This is a genomic window from Paracoccus sp. J55, assembly GCF_000513975.1.
GTDB lineage: Bacteria > Pseudomonadota > Alphaproteobacteria > Rhodobacterales > Rhodobacteraceae > Paracoccus.
In genome coordinates this window covers 153301-176255 of sequence record NZ_AZVA01000007.1, presented here as the reverse complement: position 1 = coordinate 176255, position 22955 = coordinate 153301, and the positions used below count along the sequence as shown (strand labels likewise).

The following is a 22955-nucleotide window of genomic DNA, read 5'->3' as shown; positions in this document are numbered from 1 at the left end:
CGGCTCATATTTGAGTTTGCATGGCGGTTATTGCTGTTGCATTGACGATATCGTTGACGGAGCATCCTCTGGAGAGGTCGTTTGCGGGTTTGGCGAGGCCCTGGAGGATGGGTCCGATGGCGATGAGGCCGCCCAGGCGCTGGGCGATCTTGTAGCCGATATTGCCCGAGGCGAGGTCGGGAAAGACGAAGACGTTCGGCCGGCCGGTCAGGCGGCTTGCCGGGGCCTTCCTCGCCCGGATCGCCTCGTCCAGCGCCGCGTCGAACTGCAGCTCGCCGTCGACCTCCAGATCCGGGGCGGCGGCGCGGATCAGCGCCAAGGCCTCGCGCAGCCGCCCCAGGCTGGGATGATCGGCCGAGCCGGCGGTCGAAAAGGACAAGAGCGCCACCCGCGGCGCCTCGGCCAGGAGCCGCCGGCAGCTCTCGGCCGCCGACAGCGCGATGGCGGCGAGCTCGGCCGCGTCGGGCTGGATCACCAGCCCGCAATCGGCAAAGATCATGCCGCCCCGGACCGGCGCCCCGGGCCCGCAGGACAGCATCAGAAAGAAGCTCGACACGATCCCGGCCCCGGGGGCCCGGCCGATGATCTGCAGGGCCGCGCGCACCGTGTCGGCGGTGGTGGCGACCGCGCCGCCCACCGTGCCGTCGGCCTGGCCCAGCCGCACCCGCATCGCCGCCTGGCGGATCGGGTCGCGCATCTCGGAAAGCGCGCGTTCCGCGGTCATGCCCTTGGCGGCGCGCAGCCGGTGCCAGTGGTCGGCCAGCTCGGCCAGGTCGGGCGCGCCCGCCGGGTCGATGCGGCCCACGCCGGGGATCTCGGGCCCGCCCAGCAGGGTGACGCGGGCCAGCCCCTCGGCCACCAGCCGGCGGGCGGCCTCGGCGACGCGCGGGTCCCCGCCCTCGGGCAGGATGATGTGGCGGTCCAGGGCCTTCGCGGCCTCGTGGATGCGCTCGAGCGGTTTCATGGCACTACCCCCAGAAATGCAGGCCGGCGACGACGAAGACGCCCAGGAACACGGTCTCGGCCACGATCAGCGCGATGGCGCCGCCCCCGACCTCGAGCATCCTGCCGAGCGAGGTCTTGATGCCGACCGCGGCGATCGAGATCAGCAGCGCCCAGCGGGACAGCTGCCCGGCAAGCGCCGAGACCGGCTGCGGGATCAGCCCGGCGCTGTTCAGCGCCGCCAGCGCCAGGAAGCCCAGCACGAAGCCCGGCAAGAGCGGCGGCGCCTTGCCGCCCCTGGCATCGGCCAGCCCGCGCGCCCGGATCGCCAGCGAGAAGCACAGCACCACCGGCGCCAGCATCGAGACGCGGATCAGCTTGACCAGCGTCGCGGTCTCGCCGGCCTCGGGGCCGATGGAAAAGCCGGCGCCGACCACCTGGGCCACGTCGTGGATGGTGCCGCCCAAAAAGACGCCGCTGTCGCGCGCCGTGAAGCCGAAGGCGTTCGACAGCATCGGGTAGAGCACCATGGCCAGGGTCGAGAGCACGGTGACCGAGAGCACGGTGAAGACCAGGTCGCGCTCGGATTTCTCGTGCCGGGGCAGGACCGCGGCGATGGCCATGGCCGCCGAGGCGCCGCAGATCGCCACCGCGCCGCCGGTCAGCAGCGCGAAGCGCCAGCCGCGGCCGACGAGGCGGGTGGCGAGGAGCGCGAAGAGGATGGTCAGCACCACCCCCGCGACCACCAGCGCGATGGCGCGCGGCCCCAGCCCGCTCAGCATCTCGACCGAGATCCGCGCGCCCAGAAGCGCCACCCCGAGCCGCAGCACGGTGCGGGCGGTGAAGGCGATGCCGGGCGCGGTGCGGGTGCCCTCCTCGGCCAGGAAGTTCAGCGCCAGGCCCAGAAGCAGCGCCAGCAGCATGGCCGGGGCGCCGTAATGGTCCGACAGGAACTGCGCCGTGGCCGCGACCAGCGCCGAGACCGCGAAGCCCGGGAAGGCCTCGCCGAGCAGGCTGCGCGAAGGGATCAGGGTGGTCATCATCGTCGTCACCGGGATGCGGGGATGGGGCCGGGGCGGGGGCCGCGCCGGGTCGTCGTCGGAAGGGCGTCATGCGCCCCGGGAGAGGGCCTCATGGGCGGATGTGTCCGGCGGTCCTGCGGTCCTTCCCGGCCGCCGAGGGGGGCGCTGCCCCCTCGCGCTTGCCCGGCCCCTCGACGGGGCCCGGCAAGCGCCCCCCGGAGTATTTGGGAAACGGTGAAAGCCGGGGGGCGCCGGCGCCCTGCGCCGCCTTTCCGCGTCAGGCCGCGCCCTTTTGCGGGCGCATGTCGGCCGGGTCGATGCCGGCCACCACCACCGGCTTCTTCATCGCGTCGCGGCGGAAGGGCTCGCCCAGCTCCTGGTTCAAGAGCACCTCGATGAAGGTGGTCTCGCCGTCCCGCATCTGCCGCTCGACCGCCTCGTGCAGGGCCGCGGTCAGCTCCTCCTGCGACTTGACCTGCACGCCGGCGAGCCCGCAGGCCCGGGCGATGCCGGCATAGGAGGTGTCGCGGTCGAGCTCGGTGCCGACGAAGTTGTTGTCGTACCACAGCGTCGTGTTGCGCTTTTCCGCGCCCCATTGGTAGTTGCGGAAGATCACCATGGTGATCGCCGGCCAGTCCGCGCGCCCGCAGGCGGTCATCTCGTTCATCGAGATGCCGAAGGCGCCGTCGCCGGCAAAGCCGATCACCGGCACCTCGGGATTGCCGATCTTGGCGCCCAGGATCGCCGGGAAGCCGTAGCCGCAGGGACCGAAGAGGCCCGGCGCCAGGTATTTGCGCCCGGCCTCGAAGCTTGGATAGGCATTGCCGATGGCGCAGTTGTTGCCGATGTCCGAGCTGACGATCGCCTCCTTCGGCACCGCCTGCATGATCGCCCGCCAGGCCTGGCGCGGGCTCATCAGCCCGGCGTCGCGGACCCGCGCCTCGGCGTTCCATTCGGTGCCCGGATCATCCTCCTCGTGGTCGAGGCTCGAAAGCTCCTGCGCCCAGCGGGACTTGGTCTGCGCGATGAGATCCTTGCGTTCCTGCCGCCCGGCATCGCCCGCCGCGGGGGCAAGCTGCGCCAGGATGCCGCGCGCCACCTTGGCCGCATCGCCCTGGATGCCCACCGTGACCTTCTTGGTCAGCCCGATGCGGTCGGCATTGATGTCGACCTGGATGATCCTGGCCTGCTTCGGCCAGTAGTCGATGCCGTAGCCCGGCAGGGTCGAGAACGGGTTCAATCGCGTCCCCAGCGCCAGCACCACATCGGCCTTCTGGATGATCTCCATCCCGGCCTTCGAGCCGTTGTAGCCCAGCGGCCCCATGGCCAGCGGGTGGCTGCCCGGGAAGCTGTCATTGTGCTGGTAATTGCTGCAGACCGGCGCATCCAGCCGCTCGGCCAGCTTCACCAGGTCCGGGATCGCCCCCGACAGCACCACCCCGGCGCCCGACAGGATGACCGGGAATTTTGCCTCGCTGAGCAGCCTTGCCGCCTCGGCCACCGCCTGCTCGCCGCCCGCGGGCCGCTCGAAGGCCACCACCTGCGGCAGTTCCACGTCGATCACCTGGGTCCAGAAGTCGCGCGGGATGTTGATCTGCGCCGGGGCCGAGTTGCGCCAGGCTTGCATGATCACCCGGTTCAGCACCTCGGGGATGCGGCTCGCGTCGCGCACCTCCTCCTGGTAGCAGACGCAATCGGCAAAGAGCCGCATCTGCTCCATCTCCTGGAAGCCGCCCTGGCCGATGGTCCGGTTCGCCGCCTGAGGCGTCACCAGCAGAAGCGGCGTGTGGTTCCAGTAGGCGGTCTTCACCGGCGTCACGAAGCCCGTCACCCCCGGCCCGTTCTGCGCGATCGCCATCGACATCTTGCCGGTCGAGCGCGTGAACCCGTCCGCCATCAGACCCGCATTCGTCTCATGCGCGCAGTCCCAGAACCTGATCCCAGCCTTCGGAAACAGATCCGACACAGGCATCATCGCAGAGCCGATGATCCCGAAAGCATGCTCGATCCCGTGAAGCTGCAATACCTTAACAAAAGATTCCTCAGTCGTCATTCGCATGGCTGTTTCCTCGTCCATCAGGCGGCTTTGTCGATACCGGGGCGGGGTCCCGCGCCGGTTTCGGCGCGACGGTCGTCAAGGACCATGCGCGCCAGCTTGGCGCCGATCATCATCGCGGGCGCATTGGTGTTGCCCGAGACGATCTCGGGCATGATCGAGCAATCGGCCACCCGCAGGCCGCGGATGCCGCGCACCCGCAGGCGCGGGTCCACCACGGCGCGCGCGTCCGCGCCCATGCGGCAGGTGCCGGTCGGGTGGTAGATCGTGGTCGAGTTCATCCGCGCCCAGGCCAGCACCTCGTCATAGCCCTGCACCTCGGCGGTCGGCCGGAACTCCTCGGAAATGGCGGATTTCAGCGGCTCGGTGCGCGCCAGCTTGCGGGCGATCTCGATGCCGGCGACCAGCGTGTCGCGGTCGGTCTGGGTGGCCAGGTAGTTCGGCTCGATCAGCGGCGCCTCCAGCGGATCGGCCGAGCGCAGCGTGATGGTGCCGCGGCTTTCCGGGCGCAGCTGGCAGACCGATTGCGTGAAGGCCGAGAAGGGATGCACCCCCTCGCCGGGGCTGTCGGCAGACCAGGGCTGGATGTGGAACTGGATGTCGGGCGTCGCCAGCCCCGGCCGGGTGCGCAGGAAGCCGAAGACCAGGCTGGCCGCCATGGTCATCGGTCCGCTGCGGAACAGCGCGTATTCCAGCCCGATCCGCGCCTTGTTCATCAGGCTGCGCACCTCGTCGTTCAGCGTCGCCTCGCGGCATTTGAACACCAGCCGGGCCTGCAGATGGTCCTGCAGGTTGCGGCCGACCTCGGGCGCGTCATGGGCGACCGCGATGCCGTGGTCGCGCAGGTGCTCGGCGTCGCCCACGCCCGAGAGCATCAGGATCTGCGGCGAGCCGATGGCGCCGGCACACAGGATCACCTCGCGCGCGGCGCGGATCACCTGGCGCCTGCCGTCGGGGCGCCGGATCTCGACCCCGGTAGCGCGGCCCTGCTCGATCACCACGCGGCGCACCTGGGCGTTGGTGACGACCCGCAGGTTCTGCCGGTGCCGGATCGGCTTGAGGAAGGCGACCGCCGCCGAGCAGCGCCGGCCCTTGTCCACGGTCAGCTGGAAATGGCCGACGCCGTCCTGCACCGGGCCGTTGTAATCGGGGTTGTAGGGGATGCCGTTGGCCTTGGCCGCCTCGATCCACAATTCGCAGATGCGCCGGCGCAGGCGCGGGTCCGAGACCTGCAAGGCGCCATGCGTGCCGCGCCCCTCGCCCTCGCCGCGCTGAAAGGTTTCCAGCTCCTCGAAGATCGGGCCGACCTCGCGCCAGGACCAGCCCTCGTTGCCCATCTGCGCCCAGCGGTCGTAATCCTCGCGCTGGCCGCGGACATAGAGCAGCCCGTTCAGCGACGAGGACCCGCCCAGAACCTTGCCGCGCGGCCAGTGCAGCGAACGGCCGTTCAGGCCCGGATCGGGCTCGGTCTCGTAGCACCAGTCGAAGTCCGGGTTATGCATGGTGCGGAAATAGCCGACCGGGATATGGATCCAGGGGCTCGAGTCGCGGTTGCCAGCTTCCAGCAGGGTGACGCGGATCGCGGGATCGGCGGACAGCCGGTTGGCGACGACGCAGCCCGCCGAACCCGCGCCCACGACCACATAATCCGGCAACTCTGATTCATGGCTCATGATTTCATCCCTTGCGGGGCGGTTGCGCCCCCGAATTCCTGAAGGTCGCGGGCGGCCCGGGGCGGGCCGCCCGGCATGTGCTCAGCGGCGCTCGCGCCGGCCGATGAGAATGGCGCAGAGCATCGAGACCAGCCCGGCAAAGACCACATAGGCGCAAAGCCAGAAGGGATCGTTGTCGTTCGCCGCCATCAGCCAGGTGGCGATCATCGGCGTGATGCCCGAGGCGAAGATGCCCGAGAACTGGTAGACGAAGGACACGCCGGTATAGCGCACGCTGGGATCGAACAGGTCCGAGAACAGCGCCGCCTCGGGGCCGTAGCACATCGGGTAGACGATGCCGAAGGGCAGCACGATGCCCAGCACCACCAGCAGCGGATCGCCCGAGGACATCAGCGCAAAGGCCGGGAACACGCTCAGCGCCAGCAGGGCCGAGCCCATCGCATAGGTCCGCGGCCGCCCGACCCGGTCCGACAGCCGGCCGAAGAACGGGATGCAGACCACCATCACGATGGCCGCGCCGCAGACCGTCCACAGCGCGAAGGACCGCTCCATCCCCACATATTTTGTGAGGTAGAGGATCGAGAACACCGCAAAGACGTTGAAGAACACGCCGTCGATATAGCGCGCACCCATGCCCAGCGTGACATTGCCCGGATAGCGCTTGATCATGTCGACGAAGGGCAGGCCCTGGTCCTTGGCCCGCGATGCCGCCTTGGCCTTCTTGAACTCGGGGCTTTCGCCGATATTGCTGCGGATCCAGGTGCCCAGCAGCACCAGCACGATCGAGGCGACGAAGGCCGTGCGCCAGCCCCAGGCCATGAAGGCCTCGTCCGGCAGCATGGTCAAGAGCGCCATCACGCCCGAGGCCATGAACAGGCCCAGCGACAGGCCGATCTGCGGGATCGAGGCGTAGAAGCCGCGCTTGTGCTCGGGCGCGAATTCATAGGCCATCAGCACCGCCCCGCCCCATTCGCCGCCGATGCCGATGCCCTGCGCCACCCGCAGCAGCAAAAGCAGGATCGGCGCCAGGATGCCGATCTGGTCATAGGTCGGCAAAAGACCGATCAGCACGGTGGCGCCGCCCATCAGCAACAGCGTGATGACCAGCATGGTCTTGCGGCCGATGCGGTCGCCGAAATGGCCGAAGACCAGCCCGCCCAGCGGCCGGGCGATGAAGCCCACCGCGAAGGTCGCATAGGCCAGCAGCACCGAGATCGTCGGGTCGTCGGCCGGAAAATACAGCTTGTTGAAGACGATGCCGGCGACGACGCCGTAAAGAAAGAAATCGTACCACTCGATGGTCGATCCCACGAGGCTTGCGAAGACCACCTTCTTGACATCGTGCTCCCGGTCGCCAAACGCGTTGGCGCCAGCGGTTGTGACCGCCATGACATCCTCCCTGATGCTGCGACGTTGTTCGATTTGTTCAGCTGTGCCCCGGCAAACTCCTCCTTTTGCCGGCGGACCCACGTTGCCCCAGCCGGCCGAGTCATGTCAAAGCATTTTTGGTAGTCATGCTCTCATTTTTACATATCCATGTTTCACAGCCGGCGGTTGGAGCGGCGCCGGCAACCATGTAGAGTCGGGTCGGGTAAACGACGGAAACAGCCGATCATGACGAGTATCCAGGACAAGTCCGCCCTGCCGCCGAGCTTCCGGAATCTGCAGATTCTCGAGGTTCTTGCCAGCGAGGGCCGGCCCCTGACCGCGACCGAGATCAACGCCTCGCTGAACCTGCCGGTGCCGACCATCCACCGGCTGGTCGGCAATCTGGAAGCCGAGGGCTTCCTGAGCCGCGACATCGACGGGCGCAGCTATAAGCCGGGGCCGAAGCTGCGGCAGATGATGCAGGGCGTGATCCGCTTCTGGCACCAGAACCTGCCGCAGCGCGACGTGTTGATTCGGCTGAACCAGCGCCTGGGCGAGACCTGCAACCTGTCGATCCCCGACGGCGACGCGATGCTCTATATCGACCGGGTCGAGACGCATTGGCCGCTGCGCATCCAGCTTCACATCGGCTCGCGCGTGCCGCTGCACGCCACGGCGGCGGGCAAGCTCGCCCTGTCGCAGATCAACGACGGCAGGCTGGAACGCTATCTGAAACGCGCCGAGCTGCGGGCCTATACGGCGCAGACGCTCACCGACCCGGACCGGCTGCGCGAAGAGCTGCGCCAGATCCGGCAGCAGGGCTATTCGACCGATACCGGGGAATTCGTGCCCGGCATGATCGCCATGGCCGTGCCGGTGCTGGACCGCTCGGGGCAGATGATCGCCACGGTGTCCTTCCACGCCCCGGTGCAGCGGCTGACCCTGGACGAGGGGCTGAAATACCTGCCCGACCTGCGCGCGGCGGCCGAGGAACTGGCCGAGTTGATGTGAGGGGAGTCAGGGCCGGATCATCTCGGCGGCGATGCCGGTGCTGGTGCGCATGATCAGCTCCAGCTCGGCGCGGCTGCGGATCATGAAATCGGCATCCGGGCGCCCGATCGCCTCGACGATGGCCTGCCCGGCCGAAATGCCGATCTGCTGCGCCGGGATCCGCACCGTGGTCAGCGCCGGCTCCATCTGCGCCGAGCCGGCGAAATCGCCGATGCCGATCACCGACAGGCTGGCGGGAATCGCGATCCCCAGCCGTGCCGCGGCATAGATCGCCCCCTGCGCGATCACGTCATTGGCGCAAAGCAGGGCGCTCGGCCGGTCCTCGCCGGCCAGCAGCTCCAAGCAGGCGGCCTTGGCCTGGGCGATGCTGTAGGGCACCTCGACCTGCCAGCGGTCCTGCAATTCGATCCCGGCGGCGCGGAACACCGCCGTCGCCGCCGTCTTGCGGTCCCGCGCCCGGTCGTTGTCGAAAGTGGCGGGAAAGACCATGCCGATGCGGCGATGTCCCAGCGCCACCAGATGCTCGGCCGCCAGCCGCCCCGCCTCGCGATTGTCCACGCCGATGCAGGGCAGCGGCGAATCCGCCAGATAGTTCCAGATCGCCAGCAGCGGCACGCGCTGCTCGGCGATCAGCCGGAAGGTACCGGGGCTGTGGTCCAGCCCGACCACCGCCAGCGCATCGACGCGGTGCTCCAGCAGCTTGCGGACCAGCCGGTATTCGCTGTCCAGGTCGTAGCCATGCGAGGCCAGCAGCAGGGTGAAGCCCTGCGCGCTGACCGTGTCGTTGAAGGCCTGCACCACCTCGGCGAAGATGGTATTGGCGACGGTCGGCACCACCAGCCCGATGGTGGCGCTGCGCCTGCCGTGCATGGCCTGCGCGGCGCGGTTGCGGATATAGCCGGATTTCTCGACCGCCAGCTCGACCTTCTTGCGGGTCGCCGGATGCACCAGGTCGGGGTGATTCATCACCCGCGACACCGTGGCAGGTGAAACGCCTGCAAGCTTGGCGACGAAAACGATATCGGGCTTAATCATTGGATTTTCCGGATATAATTTTATCAATCATGAGAGTTTATGAAAACATTTGCAAGACTGTTTTCATCGCCTAAGGTCGAAGATCACGGCAAGAGGAAGCCGTGCCAGACCAACATTGCAGACATGGTGAGACCCGGTTTCCCGGGCCGCTGATCCATTCACCTTCCCGGCGGGCAGCCTGCCGGGAACCGGAGCAAGTGACAGGTATGAACATCTCGAACGATATTCTCTCGGTCGACGCGGCGATGGCGCGGGCGCGCAGCGCGCAGGCCGGATACGAGGCGCGGGGCAGCCAGCGCCGCTATGACCGCGCCGCCCTGGCCGCCGGCTGGGCGATCATGCAGCCCGAGCGCAACCGGCAACTGGCCGAGCTGGCGGTCCGCAGCACCGGGCTTGGCAATGTCGCCGACAAGATCGTCAAGAACCACCGCAAGACCCTGGGCCTTTTGCGCGACATCCGCGGCGTGGCCACGCATGGCATCCTGTCCGACGACCCCGAGACCGGCATCACCGAGATCGCCCGGCCCATCGGCGTGATCGGCGCGGTAGTGCCTTCGACCAACCCCGCGGCGACGCCCGCGAACAACATCATCAACGCGCTGAAATGCGGCAATGCCATCCTGCTGTCGCCCTCGCCCAAGGGCGTGGCCTGCTGCGAGATGCTGCTGGGCTTCATCCACGCCGAATTCGACCGCATCGGCGAGGATCGCGACTTGGTGCAGATGCTGCCGGGCCAGGGCAGCAAGGCCAAGACCCAGCGCCTGCTGGAGACCGCCGACCTGGTGGTGGTGACCGGCAGCCAGGACAACGTGCGCCGCGCCTATGAAAGCGGCACCCCCGCCATCGGCGTCGGCGCCGGCAATGTCGCGGTGATCGTGGACGAGACCGCCGACCTGGCGGCGGCGGCCGGCAGGATCGCCGCCTCGAAGACCTTCGACAACGCCACCTCCTGCTCGTCGGAAAACGCGCTGATCGTGGTCGATGCGGTCTACGACGCCTTCCTGGCCGCGCTGGCGGCCGAGGGCGGTGCGGTGCTGCCGCCGTCCGAGGCGACGGGCATCGTTGCCCGGCTCTGGCAGGACGGGCACATGAACCGCGAGATCATCGCCCAGGATGCCGAGGTGATGATCGACAGGCTGGGGCTGGCCGGCAAGGTCCCGCCCGGCACCCGTCTGATCGCGGTCGAGACCGAGGGCATCGGTCCCGATCATCCGCTGTCGGGCGAAAAGCTCAGCCGCATCGCCGCGCTCTACCGTGCCCGCGATTTCGGCCATGCGGCCGAGCTGGCGCGGCGCATCCTGCTGCATCAGGGCGCCGGCCATTCGGTCGGGCTGCATTCGCGCGACACCGGCCGCCCGCTCTGGCTGGGCCGCGAATTGCCGGTCTGCCGGGTCATCGTCAATCAGGCGCATTGCTTCGCCACCGGCGGCGCCTTCGACAACGGGCTGCCCTTTTCGCTGTCGATGGGCTGCGGCAGCTGGGGCGGCAATTCCATCGACGCCAACCTGAACTGGCGGCATTTCATGCAGCGCACCCGCGTCGTGCGTCCGATCCCGCCACGCGAGCCGGCGCTGGACGAGATCTTTGGCGATTACTGGCAGGAGGTCGGGCAATGAGGCTGGACCCGCACCACCCGCCGCAAGGCACCGTCCGCGACTGGCTCGACATCCGCGCCGCCGAGCGGGGCGATACCACCAGCCACATTTTCCCCGGCGACGGCGGCGCGCTGACCTGGCGCGAACTGCGGGACGAGGCCGCCCGCATCGCCGGGCACTTGGCCGGGCTGGGCCTGTCGCTTGGCGACAGCGTGGCGCTGATGATGCCCAACGGCCGCAATGCGGTGCTGGGCCTGTTCGGCGCGCTCTACGGCGGCTTTCGCGCCACGTTGATCAACCTGGTCGCCGGGGCCGAGGCCGTCGGCTATGCGCTGTCGCATTCCGGCGCCCGGGCGCTGCTGCTGGATCCGGGCCAGCGCGGGCTGCTCGACAGCGCGCTGGCCGCCCATCCCGCCGAGCCCATGGTCATCGAGGCCGGGGACGGCTTCCGCTGGCCCGCCGGCTGCGAACCGGCGGCACCGCATCCGCATGGCGCCGGGCACGACGCGCTGCTGATGTATACCTCGGGCACCACCGGCCGGCCCAAGGGCGTGCTGCACAGCCATGCCAGCCTGCTGGCCGGCGGCTGGACCACCGCGCTGGCGCATGAGCTTTGCCCCGAGGACCGGGCGCTCTGCGTGCTGCCGATCTATCACATCAACGGGCTTTGCGTGACCATCCTGGCGCCGCTGCTCTCGGGCGGCTCGGTGGTGGTCTGCGAGCGTTTCTCGGCCAGCCAGTTCTGGGGCCTCTGCGAGCGGCACGGGGCCAGCTGGTTCTCGGTCGTGCCGACGATCATCTCGCATCTGCTGCATGGCGAGGGCGCGCCGTCGCCCGAGGCCCGGGCGCGGCTGCGCTTCGGCCGCTCGGCCTCGGCGGCGCTGGCGCCCGAGGTGCAGGCGGGTTTCGAGCGCCGCTTCGGCATTCCCATCGTCGAGACCATGGGCCTGACCGAGACGGCGGCGCAGATCCTGTCGAACCCGCTGCCGCCGGGTCCGCGCAAGATCGGCTCGCCCGGCCGGGCAGTGGGCAACCAGGTGGCGATCCTGTCGCCCGACCTGCGCCCGCTGCCACCCGGAGCCGAGGGCGAGATCGCAGTGCGCGGGCCCAATGTCATGCGCGGCTATCTGGGCGATCCGGTCGCGACCGCCGCCGCGCTGACCGCGGACGGCTGGCTGCGCACCGGCGACCTGGGCCGGATGGACGCGGAGGGCTACGTCTTCGTCACCGGCCGCCTGAAGGAGCTGATCATCAAGGGCGGCGAAAACATCGCCCCGCGCGAGATCGACGAGGCGCTTTACACCCATCCCGACGTGATCGAGGCCGCGGCCTTTGCCCGCAAATGCGCCCGCTATGGCGAGCGGGTCGAGGCGGCCGTCACCCTGCGCCCCGGCTCGGCGCTGCAGCCGCCCGAGCTGATCTCGATCTGCCAGCAGCGGCTGGGGGCGTTCAAGTCGCCCGAGGTGATCCACTTGATGGCCGAACTGCCCAAGGGCCCCTCGGGCAAGATCCAGCGCCTGAAGCTGGCGCAACTGACGCAATAGCGTCCAAAGAGGCAGGAAGGAGGTGTGATTCCCAAGAACCCGGCCCGGCGCCAAAAGCCCGAAGACCCGTCGGAGGAGGGCGGGACTTCAACAGGGGACCGCGCAACGGGCCGCAAACGGACGTGCCAACACATCCAGCATAATCCAGGGAGGAGACATGCTAAGGCTTACCCGATTCAGGACGACGGACCGGGTTCTGTTCGTCATCTGCCTGATGTATCTGGTCACCTATATCGACCGGGTGAACATCAGCACCGCCGCCCCCGCCATGCAGGCCGAACTGGGCCTGACGAATTTCGAGCTGGGGCTGGCGTTTTCCGCTTTCGCCTATCCCTATGCGCTGTTCCAGATCCTGGGCGGCCGTCTGGGCGACCGGCTGGGGCCGCACAAGACGCTGATCATCTGCGGCACGGTCTGGTCGGCCGCGACGGTGATGATCGGCTTCGTCGAGGGCGCGGTCTCGCTGATCATCGCGCGCGTGCTTCTGGGCATGGGCGAGGGCTCGGCCTTCCCGACCGCCACCCGGGCGCTGTCGAACTGGATGCCGGCCGAAAAGCGCGGCTTCGCGCAGGGCATCACCCATGCCTTCGCGCGCTTCGGAAACGCGCTGACCCCGCCGCTGATCGCCTTCCTGATCATCGCGCTGTCCTGGCGCGAGGCCTTCATCATCGTCGGCCTGATCAGCTTTCTATGGGTGGCGCTGTGGTGGTGGTATTTCCGCGACGATCCCCGCAGCCACAAGGGCATCACGCCCGAAGAGCTGGAGGCCCTGCCCGACCAGAAGATCGTGGGCGAGCGCAAGACCCTGCCCTGGGGCCGGCTGCTCAAGCGCATGTTGCCGGTGACGATCACCGATTTCTGCTATGGCTGGACGCTGTGGCTGTTCCTGAACTGGATCCCGTCCTATTTCCTGCACCAGCACGAGCTGGACCTGAAGAAATCCGCCATCTTCGCCGCCGGCGTCTTCCTGGCCGGGGTGGTGGGCGACCTGGCGGGCGGCTGGCTCAGCGACGGCATCCTGCGCCGCACCGGCAACGTGACGCTGGCGCGGATCAGTGTCATCATCCTGGGCTTCCTTGGCGCCTTCGCCTGCATGCTGCCGGTGATGTTCTCGACCGATCTGGTCACCGTGGCGATCAGCCTCAGCGCGGCCTTCTTCTTCGCCGAGCTGATCGTGGCGCCGATCTGGGCCACGCCGATGGATATCGCGCCGCAATATTCCGGCACCGCCAGCGGCTTCATGAACTTCGGCTTCGGGCTGGCCGGGATGATCTCGCCCATCGTCTTCGGGCTGATCATCGACCTGACCGGGCGCTGGGACCTGCCCTTCGCGGCCTCGCTGGTCCTGCTGCTGGTGGGCGCGGCCTGCGCGCTGCTGATCCGCCCGGACCGCCCGTTCCGCGACGATCCCGCCGATGACGACGAAGGTCTCGGATGCGATCCGCAGCTGGCCGCCGCGGTGTCGAAATGACGAAAGGGGCCTGCCCTGGCGGCAGGCCCCTTTTCCCGGCCGGCCGTCAGGCCAGATGGCAGGCGACCGCCTGCCCGGCGGCGACTTCGCGCAGGGCCGGCATCCGCTGCCGGCAATCCTCGACCGCGATCGGGCAGCGCGAGGCGAAGCGGCAGCCCTTGGGCAGGTTGACCGGGCTGGGCGGGTCGCCCTGCAGCCGCGCGCCGCCGCCCCGCCGCCGATGCTCGGGCGCAAGCGAGGGCGCGGCGGCGATCAGCGCCTGGGTATAGGGATGGCGCGGCGCGGCGAAGATCTGCGCCGCCGGCGCCTTTTCCACGATCTGGCCCAGATACATCACCGCGATCTCGTCGCAGATATGGCGCACGACGCCGAGGTCGTGGCTGATGAACAGATAGGTCAGCCCGGTCTCGCGCTGCAGGCGGCGGATCAGGTTCAGGACCTGCGCCTGCACCGCCACGTCCAGCGCCGAGACCGGCTCGTCGAAGACGATCAGGTCGGGCTTGGTCGCCAAGGCTCGCGCCAGCCCGATGCGCTGTCGCTGCCCGCCGGAGAACTGGTGCGGGTAAAGCGATTTCAGCTCGGGGCGCAAGCCCACCTGGGTCAGCAGCTCCTCGACCCGCGCGTCGCGGCCGGAGGGCTCGCCCAGACCCAGCAGGTCCATGGGCTGGCGGATGATCCGCCCGACCCGGTCGCGCGGATTGAGCGACGAGAACGGGTCCTGGAACACCATTTGGAAGCGCGGCCGGGCGCGGCGCAGCGCCTCGCCCTCGATGCGGCTGACGGGCGTGCCGTCCAGGTCGATCTCGCCGCCGGTGATCGGGGCAAGGCGCATCACCGCCAGCGCCGTGGTGGTCTTGCCCGAGCCGGATTCGCCGACGATGCCCAGCGTCTGGCCGCGTTGGATGTCGAAGCTGACCCCGTCCACCGCATGGACGGTGCCGCTCTTCGCGGTGGGGAAATGCACCTTGAGGTCGCGGACGGAAAGAAGCTGGGTCATGCCGGGACCTCGCGGGATTCAAGCTGGATGCAGGCGGCCGAGTGATCGCCGGTCATGGCGATATGGCGGGGCTGGGCGGCGCGGCAGGCTTCGACGGCCAGCGGGCAGCGCGGCGCGAAGGCGCAGCCGCGCCCCAGGTCGGTCAGCGCCGGCACGATGCCGGGGATTTCCGGCAGATCGGCATCCGGGTCGGCATCGACGCGCGGGATGCTGGCCAAGAGGCCGCGCGTATAGGGATGGCCGGGGTTATCCAGCACCGCGTCGGCCGGGCCGCGCTCGATGACGCGGCCGGCATACATCACCGCGACCTTGTCGGCCATTTCCGCCACCGCGCCCATGTCATGGGTGATCAGGACGATGGCGGTGCCGGTCTTTTGCCGCAGCTCGTCCAGCAGGCCGAATATCTGCGCCTGCACGGTCACGTCCAGCGCCGTCGTCGGCTCGTCCGCGATCAGCAGCTTCGGCTCGCAGGACAGCGCCATGGCGATCATCACCCGCTGGCGCATACCGCCGGAAAGCTGGTGCGGATAGGCGCGGGCGCGCAGTTCCGGCTCGGGGATGCCGACGGCGCGCAGCATGTCGACGGCGCGGGCGAAGGCGGCCTTCGGGCTGACCTTCTGGTGCAGCCGCACCGCCTCGGCGATCTGCTCGCCGCAGGTGAAGACCGGATTGAGCGAGGTCATCGGCTCCTGGAAGATCATGGCGATGTCGCCGCCGCGGATTTTGCGCATCTCGGACTGGCGCAGCTTGGTCAGGTCGCGGCCCTGGAACAGGATGCTGCCGCCGACCACCTTGCCGGGGGGCGAGGGGATCAGGCCCAGCACCGACAGCGCGGTCATGCTCTTGCCGCAGCCGGATTCGCCGACGATGGCCAGCAGCTCGCCCGGGGCGACGCTGAAGGACACGTCGTCCAGCACATGGGCCACGCCGCGCCTTGTGGTGAAATCGACCTTGAGGTTGCGGATGTCCAGAACGGGTTCGGTCATGGCTCAGCGCTCCCTCATCCGGGGGTTGAACGCATCGTTCAGCCCGTCGCCGACCAGGCTGACGCCCAGCACGGTCAGGAAGATCATCGCGCCGGGCAGCGTCACCACCCACCAGGCGTCCAGCAGGTATTCCCGGCCCGAGCCGATCATCAGCCCCCAGGACATGACGTTGGGGTCCGACAGGCCAAGGAAGCTGAGCCCGGCCTCGAACAGGATCGCCATGCCGATGGTCAGCGTGGCCGAGACGATCAGCGGCGGCAGGGCGTTGGGCAGGATGACGCGCCAGATGATGTTGCCGTCGCCGGCGCCGATGGCACGCATGGCGCTGACATATTCCAGCGTGCGGATGCGGCGGAACTCGGACCGGGTTAGCCGCGCGGTCTGCGGCCAGCTGACGATGCCGATGGCCAGCGCCACGTTGACCAGCGTCGGCTGGAACAGCGTCACCACGACCATGGCGAACAGCAAGGGCGGCAGCACCTGGAAGAACTCGGTCACGCGCATCAGCATGTCGTCGACCAAGCCGCCGTAGAAGCCGGCATAGGCGCCGATCAGCACCCCGATCAGCATGGTGATCGCTGCGGCGGCAAAGCCCACCGCCAGCGTGGCGCGGCCGCCCGCGATCAGCCCGGCCAGGATGTCGCGGCCCAGGTTGTCGGTGCCCAGAGGAATGGTCGCCTCTTCGCCGGGCGGCGTCAGCGGCGCCCAGACGATCTCGAACGGATCGACCTGATAGATATGAGGTCCGGCGAAGGTCATTCCCATGACCAGGATCAGCAGCGCCAGGCCCAGCATGGCCGAGGGGCTGCGGCGAAAGATGTCCCAGGCTTCGGCCATGGGACCGCGGGCGGCTGGAACCGTGGTTCTGGCGGGCGCGGTCATGTCTCAGCGACCTCCGGCAAGGCGCGGGTCCAGCAGGCGCGACACGAAGTCGGTCAGCAGGTTCGCGATGATGACGATCAGGGTGGAGAAGAACAGGATGCCCAGCACGGTCGGATAGTCGCGCGCCAGGATCGACTGGAAGGCCAGCGTGCCAAGGCCGGGCCAGCTGAACACCGTCTCGACCAGCACCGCGCCCGAGATGATGGCGCCGAACTGCATCCCCGCGACGGTGACGACGGGCAGAAGCGCGTTGCGGAAGGCGTGGCGGCCGAAGACCTGCCGCTCGCTGACGCCCTTGGCGCGGGCGGTGCGGATATAGTCGGCGCCCAGCACCTCCAGCATCGAGGCGCGGGTCAGCCGGCTGTATTGCGCCAGATAGACCAGCCCCAGCGTCAGCGCCGGCAGCACAAGATGATGGGCGATGTCCAGCGCGCGGACCAGCGGGCCGCCCTGTTTCACCACGTCGATCATGCCGGCGATGGGAAACAGCGGGATGGTGGCGCCGAACAGGATCACCAGCATCAGCCCGGTCCAGAACACCGGCGCCGAATAGCCGATCAGCGACAGCACCGTGACCAGCGCCGAGGCGATGCCGCGCGGGTTGCGCGAGGCGAGCATCCCCAGCCGCGTGCCGACGACCAGCGCGAAACCCAGCGCGGTCGCCACCAGCAGCAGCGTCGGTCCCAGCCGCGACAGGATCAGGTCGACCACCGGGCGGTTGTAGAAATAGGACATGCCCAGGTCGCCCTGCAGCGCGCGGCCCAGATACAGCGCCAGCTGGGTCGGCAGCGGCTTGTCCAGCCCATATTGCTGGCGGATCGCGGCCATGACCTCGGCGCTGGCGCCGCCCATCTCGCCGGCGATGACCTCGGCCGGGTCGCCGGGGGCGAGCTGGATCAGCAGGAAGTTCAGGACAAGGACAGCAAGGATCAGGGCGGCCGCATAAAGCAGCTGCCGCAGGATAGGTCGAAACATCGGGATTGCCTCCGCCGGTTACTGCTTCAGCCAGACCTCATCCATCGGCCCCATCGCGCCCCAGATCGAGACGGGCGGGTTCTGCACGGCCTGCGAATAGACCGTGTGATAGGGCACTTCGTTGATGAAATGGATCGGGATGTCGCTGGTGATCTGCTTGAACGCCTGGGCGTAAAGGTCCTTGCGCTTGGTCAGGTCCGGCTCGACCCCCGCTTCGTTCATCAGCTTGTCCACGCCTTCGTTGCAATATTGCTGGGTGTTGGACCAGATGATCCTTTCGCGGATGTTCGAGCACAGATAGGTCCGGTTCACCCCGATCACCGGGTCGCCCCAGTTGAACACCTGGTCCATGGTCATGTCGAAGTCATACGAGGCCACGCGCTGCGCCCAGGTCGGGAAATCGGGCGAGGCGCGCACGGCGACCTCGACCCCGGCCTTGGCCAGCGCCGCCTTGACATATTCGGCGATGGCGCGCTGCTGTTCCTCGTTGTCGGGGATGTAGTCGATGCGCAGCTTGAGCGTCTTGCCGCCCTCGCCGAAACCCGCCTCGGCCAGCAGGGCCTTGGACTTGTCAAGGTCGAAGTCGTAATGCTCGACCTCCTCGGTAAAGAAGGGGCTGCCCTGCACGACCGGCTCGATCGCGGGCTTCGACAGGCCGGAATGCAGCGCCTTGGTGATGAAATTGCGGTCGATGGCATAGGCGATGGCCTGGCGCACGCGCACATCCGACAGTCCGGGGCTTTTGGTGTTGAAGGCCAGCCAGTTCACCGGGCCGATGCCGGCATAGCCCTGATCGGTCACGGTCAGGCCGCCGGACTTCTCCAGCCGCCGAATCAGCCGGGTCGAGTCGAGCAGCGGGAACATCTGCGCCTCGCCTGATTCCAGCGCCAGCACGCCCGAGTTGGCGTCCTGGTATTGCCGGATCACGATGCGGTCCAGATAGGGCTTCCCCTCCAGGAAGAAGCCGTCATAGCGTTCAAGGATGATGTGCTGGCCCGGCTCGAAGGCAGTCACCTTGAACGGACCCGAGCCCACGGGCAGATTGTTCTTGGGGTTCGACTTGATGTCTTGGCCGTCGTCGAAGACATGCTTCGGCAGGATCGGCGTCAGCGCCGAGGACAGCACCAGCAGGATCGCCGGATGCGGCTGCTTCATGCGGATCACCACGGTCTGCGGATCGGGCGCCTCGAAGGCCTCGACCGGTTCCAGCATGCTGGAAAACGGGTGGTTCTCCTTGACCACGCCCAGCGACCAGATCACGTCATCGGCGGTGATCGGCTGGCCGTCGTGGAAGGTGGCGCCGCCGCGCAGCTTCAGGGTCAGCACCTTGCTGTCATCGCTGAATTCCCAGCTTTCGGCCAGATAGGGCTGCGGGGTGAAATCCTCGCCATAGCGCAGCAGCGTGGCGAAGATCTGCGCCGCCGGCACGCCGGTAGCGATGCCCGATTGCACGGCGGCGTTCAGGTGGCGCGGCTTCTGCACCGAGGCCACGACCAGCGTGCCGCCCTGCTGCGCCTCTTGCGCAAAAAGCGCGGGGGCGGTGGCGATCGCGGCCAGCGCCACGGCACCGGCCAGCAGGAAACGACGCGAGAAGGCGGGGGGAAGGGTCATCTGGTTCTCCGTGTTGGGCGCGCGCCGAATTCTGCGTTGACGCTGCGTCCTTATGGATCGGTCATCGGCAGGCTTTGCGGCAAATGCATTTTTGCGCCCGAATTCCTCAGAAATCCTGTGGAAGGTAGGGCCGCACGAAGGCGCGGTCGAATTCGCCGCGCATCGCCTGCATCTCGCAAGTGGCGATGATCGCTTCGCAAACCGGGGTCAGCTGCACGTCGCGCCGGGTCAGAACCCCGGCGCGCGGCGCGTCGTGTTCGCCGGCCAGCGGCAGGCGCACCAGGTCGCCGCGGGCATAGGTCTGCTTGCTCATCGGGCGGATGTTGAAGATTCCGTAGCACATGCCGGCCGCGATCAGCGCCCGCATCATGTCGGTCGAGCGCGCCGAATAGACCACGTTCGGCTTGAGGCCCCGCGTCGCGAACAGGTCCATCAGGTAGCGCCGCGACAGGTCCAGGTCCAGCACCACCAGCGGCTCGGGCGCCAGCTGCTCCAGCGTGACGAAGCGGCCGCTGGCCAGCGGATGCGCCGCCGGCAGCGCGGCATGGGGATGGCCGACGAAAAGCGGCAGGAATCGATAGGCCAGCTCGTTCATCAGCCCGTAGCAGAATGCGAAATCGGCGTCGCCCGTATCGACGGCGCGCACCACCTCCTCCCAGTTGCCCTCCATCACCTCGATCATCAGGTTCGGATAGCGTTCGCGCACCTCGCACAGGATCGTGGGCAGCAGGATCGGCGCCAGCGGCGTGAAGCAGGCGATGCGGGCGGTGCCGTCGATGCGCTGTTCAAGATCAGCGATCTTGCCGTCGAAACGCGCCTGCGCCACCAGCAGCAAGCGGATCTCGTCGATGATCTTGCGCCCGAAACTGGTCGCGGCGATCCCGCGCGAGGGCACGCGGGCAAAGACCGGCTGGCCCAGCTGCGCCTCGACATGGTCGATGGCGGCGGCGATGGACGAGGGCGAGACCGCCAGCGCCTCGGCCGCGGCGGTGATCGACTGGTGCCGCTCGGCCGCCTCGATATAGCGCAGGTGTTTCAGGGTGTAATGCATCCGACCCTCAGGAAAATAGCGGAAATCCCGCGCAATTATGCATTTCACGCAGGATGTTTGTCACGGCTAATCTGCCCGCGAAGCCGCATCTGACGGAGAAATTGCATGATCCCGACCGTTTTTTCAGCACGCCGCATCATCACCATGGACCCGTCGCGGCCCGAGGCGACGCATGTGATGGTGTCCCATGACGGGCGCATCCTTGCCGTCGGCGGCCCCGAGGAGATGCGTGGTCGCGGAGATCTGCACCACGACGACCGATTCGCGGACAAGGTGCTGATGCCCGGTTTCGTCGAGGGCCATGCCCATATGATGGAAGGCTCGGTCTGGCGCTTCACCTATCTGGGGCATTACGACCGCGTGGCCCCGGACGGGCGGCTGTGGCAGGGCGTCACCAGCACCAACGCGCTGGTCCAGCGCCTGCGCGACCGCGCCGAGGAACTGGGGGACGGGCCCGTCGTCGGCTGGGGCTTCGATCCGCTTTTCGTGCCGGGCGACCGGCTGTCGCGGCTGGACCTCGACCGGGTCTCGACCACGCGGCCGGTGGTGGTGCTGCATTCCAACATGCACCTGCTGACCGCCAACAGCGTGGCGCTGGACCTGGCCGGCTATGACGAGAACACCGACGTGCCCGGCGTCATCCACACCGAGGACGGCGAATTGCACGGCGAGCTGCATGAGATGGGCGCCATGTTCCCGGTCATGCGCCGGGTCGGCGCCAGCTTCCGCGCCATGGGCGGCGATCCCGAGGCGATCTGGAACTTCGCGCGCTCGGCCTGCCGGGCGGGGGTCACCACCTCGACCGACCTGCTGAACGAGCTGGCCGAGGAGACGCTGGCCGACCTGTTCGCCACCACGGCCGAGGCCGGCTATCCCTTGCGGCTGGTGCCGATGCTGTCGGCCATGGCGCTGCCACCCGCGGCGGTGGCGGCGCGGGCGAAGGAGCTGCGGGCGCGCTCGACCGACCGGGTGCGGCTGGGCGGGGTCAAGATCGTCACCGACGGCTCGATCCAGGGCTTCACCGCGCAACTGCTGGCCCCGGGCTATCATCGCGGCACCGACAACGGCATCTGGAACATCGCCCCCGAGGCGCTGAACGCCATGGTGGACGATCTGAACCGCCAGGGCATCCAGATGCATATCCATGTCAACGGCGACGGCGCCAGCCTTGCCGCCATCGAGGCGCTGGAGGCGGCGCTGGCCGGGCATTTCCGCCCCGACCACCGCCATGTGCTGCAACATTGCCAGATGGCCGACCGGGCGCAACTGCGCCGCATCGCCGCGCTGCAATGCTGCGTGAACCTGTTCGCCAACCACCTGTATTATTTCGGCGACAAGCATTACGAGATCACCATCGGCCCCGAGCGCGCCTGCCGCATGAACCCCTGCGCCAGCGCGCTGGAGATGGGCATTCCGCTGGCCATCCATTCCGACGCGCCGATCACGCCGCTGGCGCCGCTGGTCACCGCCTGGTGCGCGGTCAATCGCCGAACCGACAGCGGCCGGCAGCTGGGCACGTCCGAGCGCATCCCGCTGGAGGCGGCGCTTTACGCCATCACCCTGGGCGCCGCCCATACGCTGAAGCTGGACGGCGAGCTCGGCTCGGTCGAGGTCGGCAAGCGCGCCGATTTCGCCGTGCTCGAGGACGATCCGCATACCCTCGGCCCCGAGCACCTGCGCGAGGTCCGGGTCTGGGGCACCGTCTTCGGCGGCAGGCCGGTCGCGGCCGGGTCGTTCTGACCATGGCCGCGCCGCTGCCCGTCAACCTGCTCTGCGGCTATCTGGGCGCGGGCAAGACCACGCTGCTGAACCGGCTGCTGGACCGGCAGGGCGAGCGCATTCTGGTCATGGTCAACGATTTCGGCGACATCGCGGTCGATGCGGCACTGATCGCCGGCCGCTCGGCCGACACGATCCAGCTCAGCAACGGCTGCATCTGCTGCTCGATGGGCGGCGGGCTGTTCGACGCCTTCGAGCGGGCGCTGAGCCTTCGCGACCGGGTGGACCGGCTGGTGATCGAGGCCAGCGGCGTGGCCGAGCCGCAGCGGCTGGCCGCCTTTGCCCTGGCCGAGCCCGAGCTGGACTGCCGGGCGGTGGTGGCGGTGGTCGATCCGCAAAGCCTGGCCGAGCGGCTGGCCGATCCCCGGATCGGCAGGGTTGCGGAAAGCCAGATCCGCGGCGCCGACGCCGTGTTCCTGTCGCGCGCCGACATCGCCGGCCGCGCTGCGCTGCGCCGCGCGGCGCGGCTGGTCGCCCGGCTCAACCCGCTGGCCAGCCAGCATCTGGCGGTGGACGGCGGCTTCATGCAGGCCTTGGCGACGCCCCATGACGGCCGCAGCCTAGTGGCCCTGGCCCCGGACCGCGACCATGGTCGGCTGTTCGCCAGCCGCATCATCGGGATTTCCCCACCCCCGGACCGCGAAGGGCTGGCCGCAATCATCGCGCGGCATGGGCGCGCCATCCACCGCTTGAAGGGCTATGTCCGCCTGCCCGACGCGGAGCGCCCGCATCTGCTGCAGCTGGCCGCGGGCGTGCTGGCGCTGGAACCGGCCGAGGCGCCCGAAGGCATGGCCATGAACCGGCTGGTCGCCATCGCGCCGGATGCAGAGGCTCTGGCGCGGCTGGCCGCCGAGCTCGAAGGGTTCGGCATCTCCTTCGGCACGAACTCCTTGGCGCGCCGCTGATGCGCGCCTTCGCCGGTTCCCGGCAGAAACCAGGCCAGCAGCCCGGCCAGCG

18 protein-coding genes are annotated in these 22955 nt (G+C 68.5%); 6 read left to right on the top strand and 12 right to left on the bottom strand.

What is annotated here, in order from left to right:
• Positions 1–4 precede the first annotated feature (4 nt).
• From pta to PARJ55_RS0109330, 5 genes are all read right to left on the bottom strand, one after another.
• Entirely contained in the window at positions 5–964 is a 960-nt protein-coding gene (gene pta / locus PARJ55_RS0109350) for a phosphate acetyltransferase (RefSeq protein WP_028712790.1), read from the bottom strand.
• A gap of 4 nt (positions 965–968) precedes the next feature.
• Positions 969–1985: a YeiH family protein gene (locus tag PARJ55_RS0109345; RefSeq protein WP_028712789.1), complete on the bottom strand. Its 1017-nt coding sequence runs from the start codon at positions 1983–1985 to the stop codon at positions 969–971.
• A 256-nt stretch (positions 1986–2241) separates the two neighbouring features.
• Positions 2242–4023 carry a sulfoacetaldehyde acetyltransferase gene (gene xsc, locus PARJ55_RS0109340; protein WP_028712788.1) on the bottom strand — a complete coding sequence of 594 codons (1782 nt, stop codon included), beginning with the start codon at positions 4021–4023 and terminating at the stop codon, positions 2242–2244.
• Between the two features lie 17 nt (positions 4024–4040).
• On the bottom strand, positions 4041–5693 hold the full coding sequence (locus PARJ55_RS21815; protein WP_028716705.1) for a GMC family oxidoreductase: 1653 nt from the start codon (positions 5691–5693) through the stop codon (positions 4041–4043).
• 81 nt (positions 5694–5774) lie between these two features.
• On the bottom strand, positions 5775–7082 hold the full coding sequence (locus tag PARJ55_RS0109330) for an MFS transporter (RefSeq protein ID WP_028712787.1): 1308 nt from the start codon (positions 7080–7082) through the stop codon (positions 5775–5777).
• A gap of 225 nt (positions 7083–7307) precedes the next feature.
• Between PARJ55_RS0109330 and PARJ55_RS0109325 the strand changes: the two genes are divergently transcribed.
• Entirely contained in the window at positions 7308–8072 is a 765-nt protein-coding gene (locus tag PARJ55_RS0109325; protein ID WP_028712786.1) for an IclR family transcriptional regulator, read from the top strand.
• A 6-nt stretch (positions 8073–8078) separates the two neighbouring features.
• Here the strand turns inward: PARJ55_RS0109325 and PARJ55_RS0109320 are convergent, their stop codons facing one another.
• A complete protein-coding gene (locus PARJ55_RS0109320) occupies positions 8079–9107 on the bottom strand; it encodes a LacI family DNA-binding transcriptional regulator (protein ID WP_028712785.1) in 1029 nt (342 codons plus the stop codon).
• Positions 9108–9313: 206 nt separating this feature from the next.
• Between PARJ55_RS0109320 and PARJ55_RS0109315 the strand changes: the two genes are divergently transcribed.
• The 3 genes from PARJ55_RS0109315 to PARJ55_RS0109305 all read left to right on the top strand — a co-directional run bounded on the left by PARJ55_RS0109315 (position 9314) and on the right by PARJ55_RS0109305 (position 13717).
• On the top strand, positions 9314–10723 hold the full coding sequence (locus PARJ55_RS0109315; RefSeq protein ID WP_028712784.1) for an aldehyde dehydrogenase family protein: 1410 nt from the start codon (positions 9314–9316) through the stop codon (positions 10721–10723).
• Positions 10720–12246: an AMP-binding protein gene (locus tag PARJ55_RS0109310; protein WP_028712783.1), complete on the top strand. Its 1527-nt coding sequence runs from the start codon at positions 10720–10722 to the stop codon at positions 12244–12246. Before PARJ55_RS0109315 ends, PARJ55_RS0109310 begins: the two co-directional genes overlap by 4 nt.
• A gap of 157 nt (positions 12247–12403) precedes the next feature.
• Complete coding sequence (locus PARJ55_RS0109305; protein ID WP_028712782.1) at positions 12404–13717, top strand: MFS transporter; 1314 nt, start codon at positions 12404–12406, stop codon at positions 13715–13717.
• A gap of 46 nt (positions 13718–13763) precedes the next feature.
• Here PARJ55_RS0109305 and PARJ55_RS0109300 read toward each other — a convergent pair whose 3' ends face one another.
• From PARJ55_RS0109300 to PARJ55_RS0109275, 6 genes are all read right to left on the bottom strand, one after another.
• Entirely contained in the window at positions 13764–14714 is a 951-nt protein-coding gene (locus PARJ55_RS0109300; protein WP_028712781.1) for an ABC transporter ATP-binding protein, read from the bottom strand.
• Positions 14711–15700 carry an ABC transporter ATP-binding protein gene (locus PARJ55_RS0109295; protein WP_028712780.1) on the bottom strand — a complete coding sequence of 330 codons (990 nt, stop codon included), beginning with the start codon at positions 15698–15700 and terminating at the stop codon, positions 14711–14713. Before PARJ55_RS0109295 ends, PARJ55_RS0109300 begins: the two co-directional genes overlap by 4 nt.
• Positions 15701–15703: 3 nt before the next feature.
• A complete protein-coding gene (locus tag PARJ55_RS0109290; protein WP_028712779.1) occupies positions 15704–16537 on the bottom strand; it encodes an ABC transporter permease in 834 nt (277 codons plus the stop codon).
• 48 nt (positions 16538–16585) lie between these two features.
• The gene (locus PARJ55_RS0109285; protein WP_028712778.1) at positions 16586–17557 is read right to left on the bottom strand and encodes an ABC transporter permease; all 972 of its coding nucleotides are present in this window, start codon (positions 17555–17557) and stop codon (positions 16586–16588) included.
• Between the two features lie 18 nt (positions 17558–17575).
• Complete coding sequence (locus PARJ55_RS0109280; protein ID WP_028712777.1) at positions 17576–19168, bottom strand: ABC transporter substrate-binding protein; 1593 nt, start codon at positions 19166–19168, stop codon at positions 17576–17578.
• A 106-nt stretch (positions 19169–19274) separates the two neighbouring features.
• On the bottom strand, positions 19275–20219 hold the full coding sequence (locus tag PARJ55_RS0109275) for a LysR substrate-binding domain-containing protein (protein ID WP_028712776.1): 945 nt from the start codon (positions 20217–20219) through the stop codon (positions 19275–19277).
• 105 nt (positions 20220–20324) lie between these two features.
• Here PARJ55_RS0109275 and PARJ55_RS0109270 point away from each other — a divergent pair, with 105 nt between their 5' ends.
• Positions 20325–21959, top strand: a complete 1635-nt coding sequence (locus PARJ55_RS0109270; protein WP_028712775.1) for an amidohydrolase — start codon at positions 20325–20327, stop codon at positions 21957–21959.
• Positions 21960–21961: 2 nt separating this feature from the next.
• Entirely contained in the window at positions 21962–22903 is a 942-nt protein-coding gene (locus PARJ55_RS0109265; RefSeq protein ID WP_028712774.1) for a GTP-binding protein, read from the top strand.
• The last annotated feature ends 52 nt before the right edge of the window (positions 22904–22955 follow it).

What these genes read in the sequence shown, in the direction of transcription:
- pta (WP_028712790.1), bottom strand. Translation starts at nt 964, where the DNA reads ATGAAACCGCTCGAGCGCATCCACGAGGCCGCGAAGGCCCTGGACCGC.
- PARJ55_RS0109345 (WP_028712789.1), bottom strand. Translation starts at nt 1,985, where the DNA reads ATGATGACCACCCTGATCCCTTCGCGCAGCCTGCTCGGCGAGGCCTTC.
- xsc (WP_028712788.1), bottom strand. Translation starts at nt 4,023, where the DNA reads ATGCGAATGACGACTGAGGAATCTTTTGTTAAGGTATTGCAGCTTCAC.
- PARJ55_RS21815 (WP_028716705.1), bottom strand. Translation starts at nt 5,693, where the DNA reads ATGAGCCATGAATCAGAGTTGCCGGATTATGTGGTCGTGGGCGCGGGT.
- PARJ55_RS0109330 (WP_028712787.1), bottom strand. Translation starts at nt 7,082, where the DNA reads ATGGCGGTCACAACCGCTGGCGCCAACGCGTTTGGCGACCGGGAGCAC.
- PARJ55_RS0109325 (WP_028712786.1), top strand. Translation starts at nt 7,308, where the DNA reads ATGACGAGTATCCAGGACAAGTCCGCCCTGCCGCCGAGCTTCCGGAAT.
- PARJ55_RS0109320 (WP_028712785.1), bottom strand. Translation starts at nt 9,107, where the DNA reads ATGATTAAGCCCGATATCGTTTTCGTCGCCAAGCTTGCAGGCGTTTCA.
- PARJ55_RS0109315 (WP_028712784.1), top strand. Translation starts at nt 9,314, where the DNA reads ATGAACATCTCGAACGATATTCTCTCGGTCGACGCGGCGATGGCGCGG.
- PARJ55_RS0109310 (WP_028712783.1), top strand. Translation starts at nt 10,720, where the DNA reads ATGAGGCTGGACCCGCACCACCCGCCGCAAGGCACCGTCCGCGACTGG.
- PARJ55_RS0109305 (WP_028712782.1), top strand. Translation starts at nt 12,404, where the DNA reads ATGCTAAGGCTTACCCGATTCAGGACGACGGACCGGGTTCTGTTCGTC.
- PARJ55_RS0109300 (WP_028712781.1), bottom strand. Translation starts at nt 14,714, where the DNA reads ATGACCCAGCTTCTTTCCGTCCGCGACCTCAAGGTGCATTTCCCCACC.
- PARJ55_RS0109295 (WP_028712780.1), bottom strand. Translation starts at nt 15,700, where the DNA reads ATGACCGAACCCGTTCTGGACATCCGCAACCTCAAGGTCGATTTCACC.
- PARJ55_RS0109290 (WP_028712779.1), bottom strand. Translation starts at nt 16,537, where the DNA reads ATGGCCGAAGCCTGGGACATCTTTCGCCGCAGCCCCTCGGCCATGCTG.
- PARJ55_RS0109285 (WP_028712778.1), bottom strand. Translation starts at nt 17,557, where the DNA reads ATGTTTCGACCTATCCTGCGGCAGCTGCTTTATGCGGCCGCCCTGATC.
- PARJ55_RS0109280 (WP_028712777.1), bottom strand. Translation starts at nt 19,168, where the DNA reads ATGACCCTTCCCCCCGCCTTCTCGCGTCGTTTCCTGCTGGCCGGTGCC.
- PARJ55_RS0109275 (WP_028712776.1), bottom strand. Translation starts at nt 20,219, where the DNA reads ATGCATTACACCCTGAAACACCTGCGCTATATCGAGGCGGCCGAGCGG.
- PARJ55_RS0109270 (WP_028712775.1), top strand. Translation starts at nt 20,325, where the DNA reads ATGATCCCGACCGTTTTTTCAGCACGCCGCATCATCACCATGGACCCG.
- PARJ55_RS0109265 (WP_028712774.1), top strand. Translation starts at nt 21,962, where the DNA reads ATGGCCGCGCCGCTGCCCGTCAACCTGCTCTGCGGCTATCTGGGCGCG.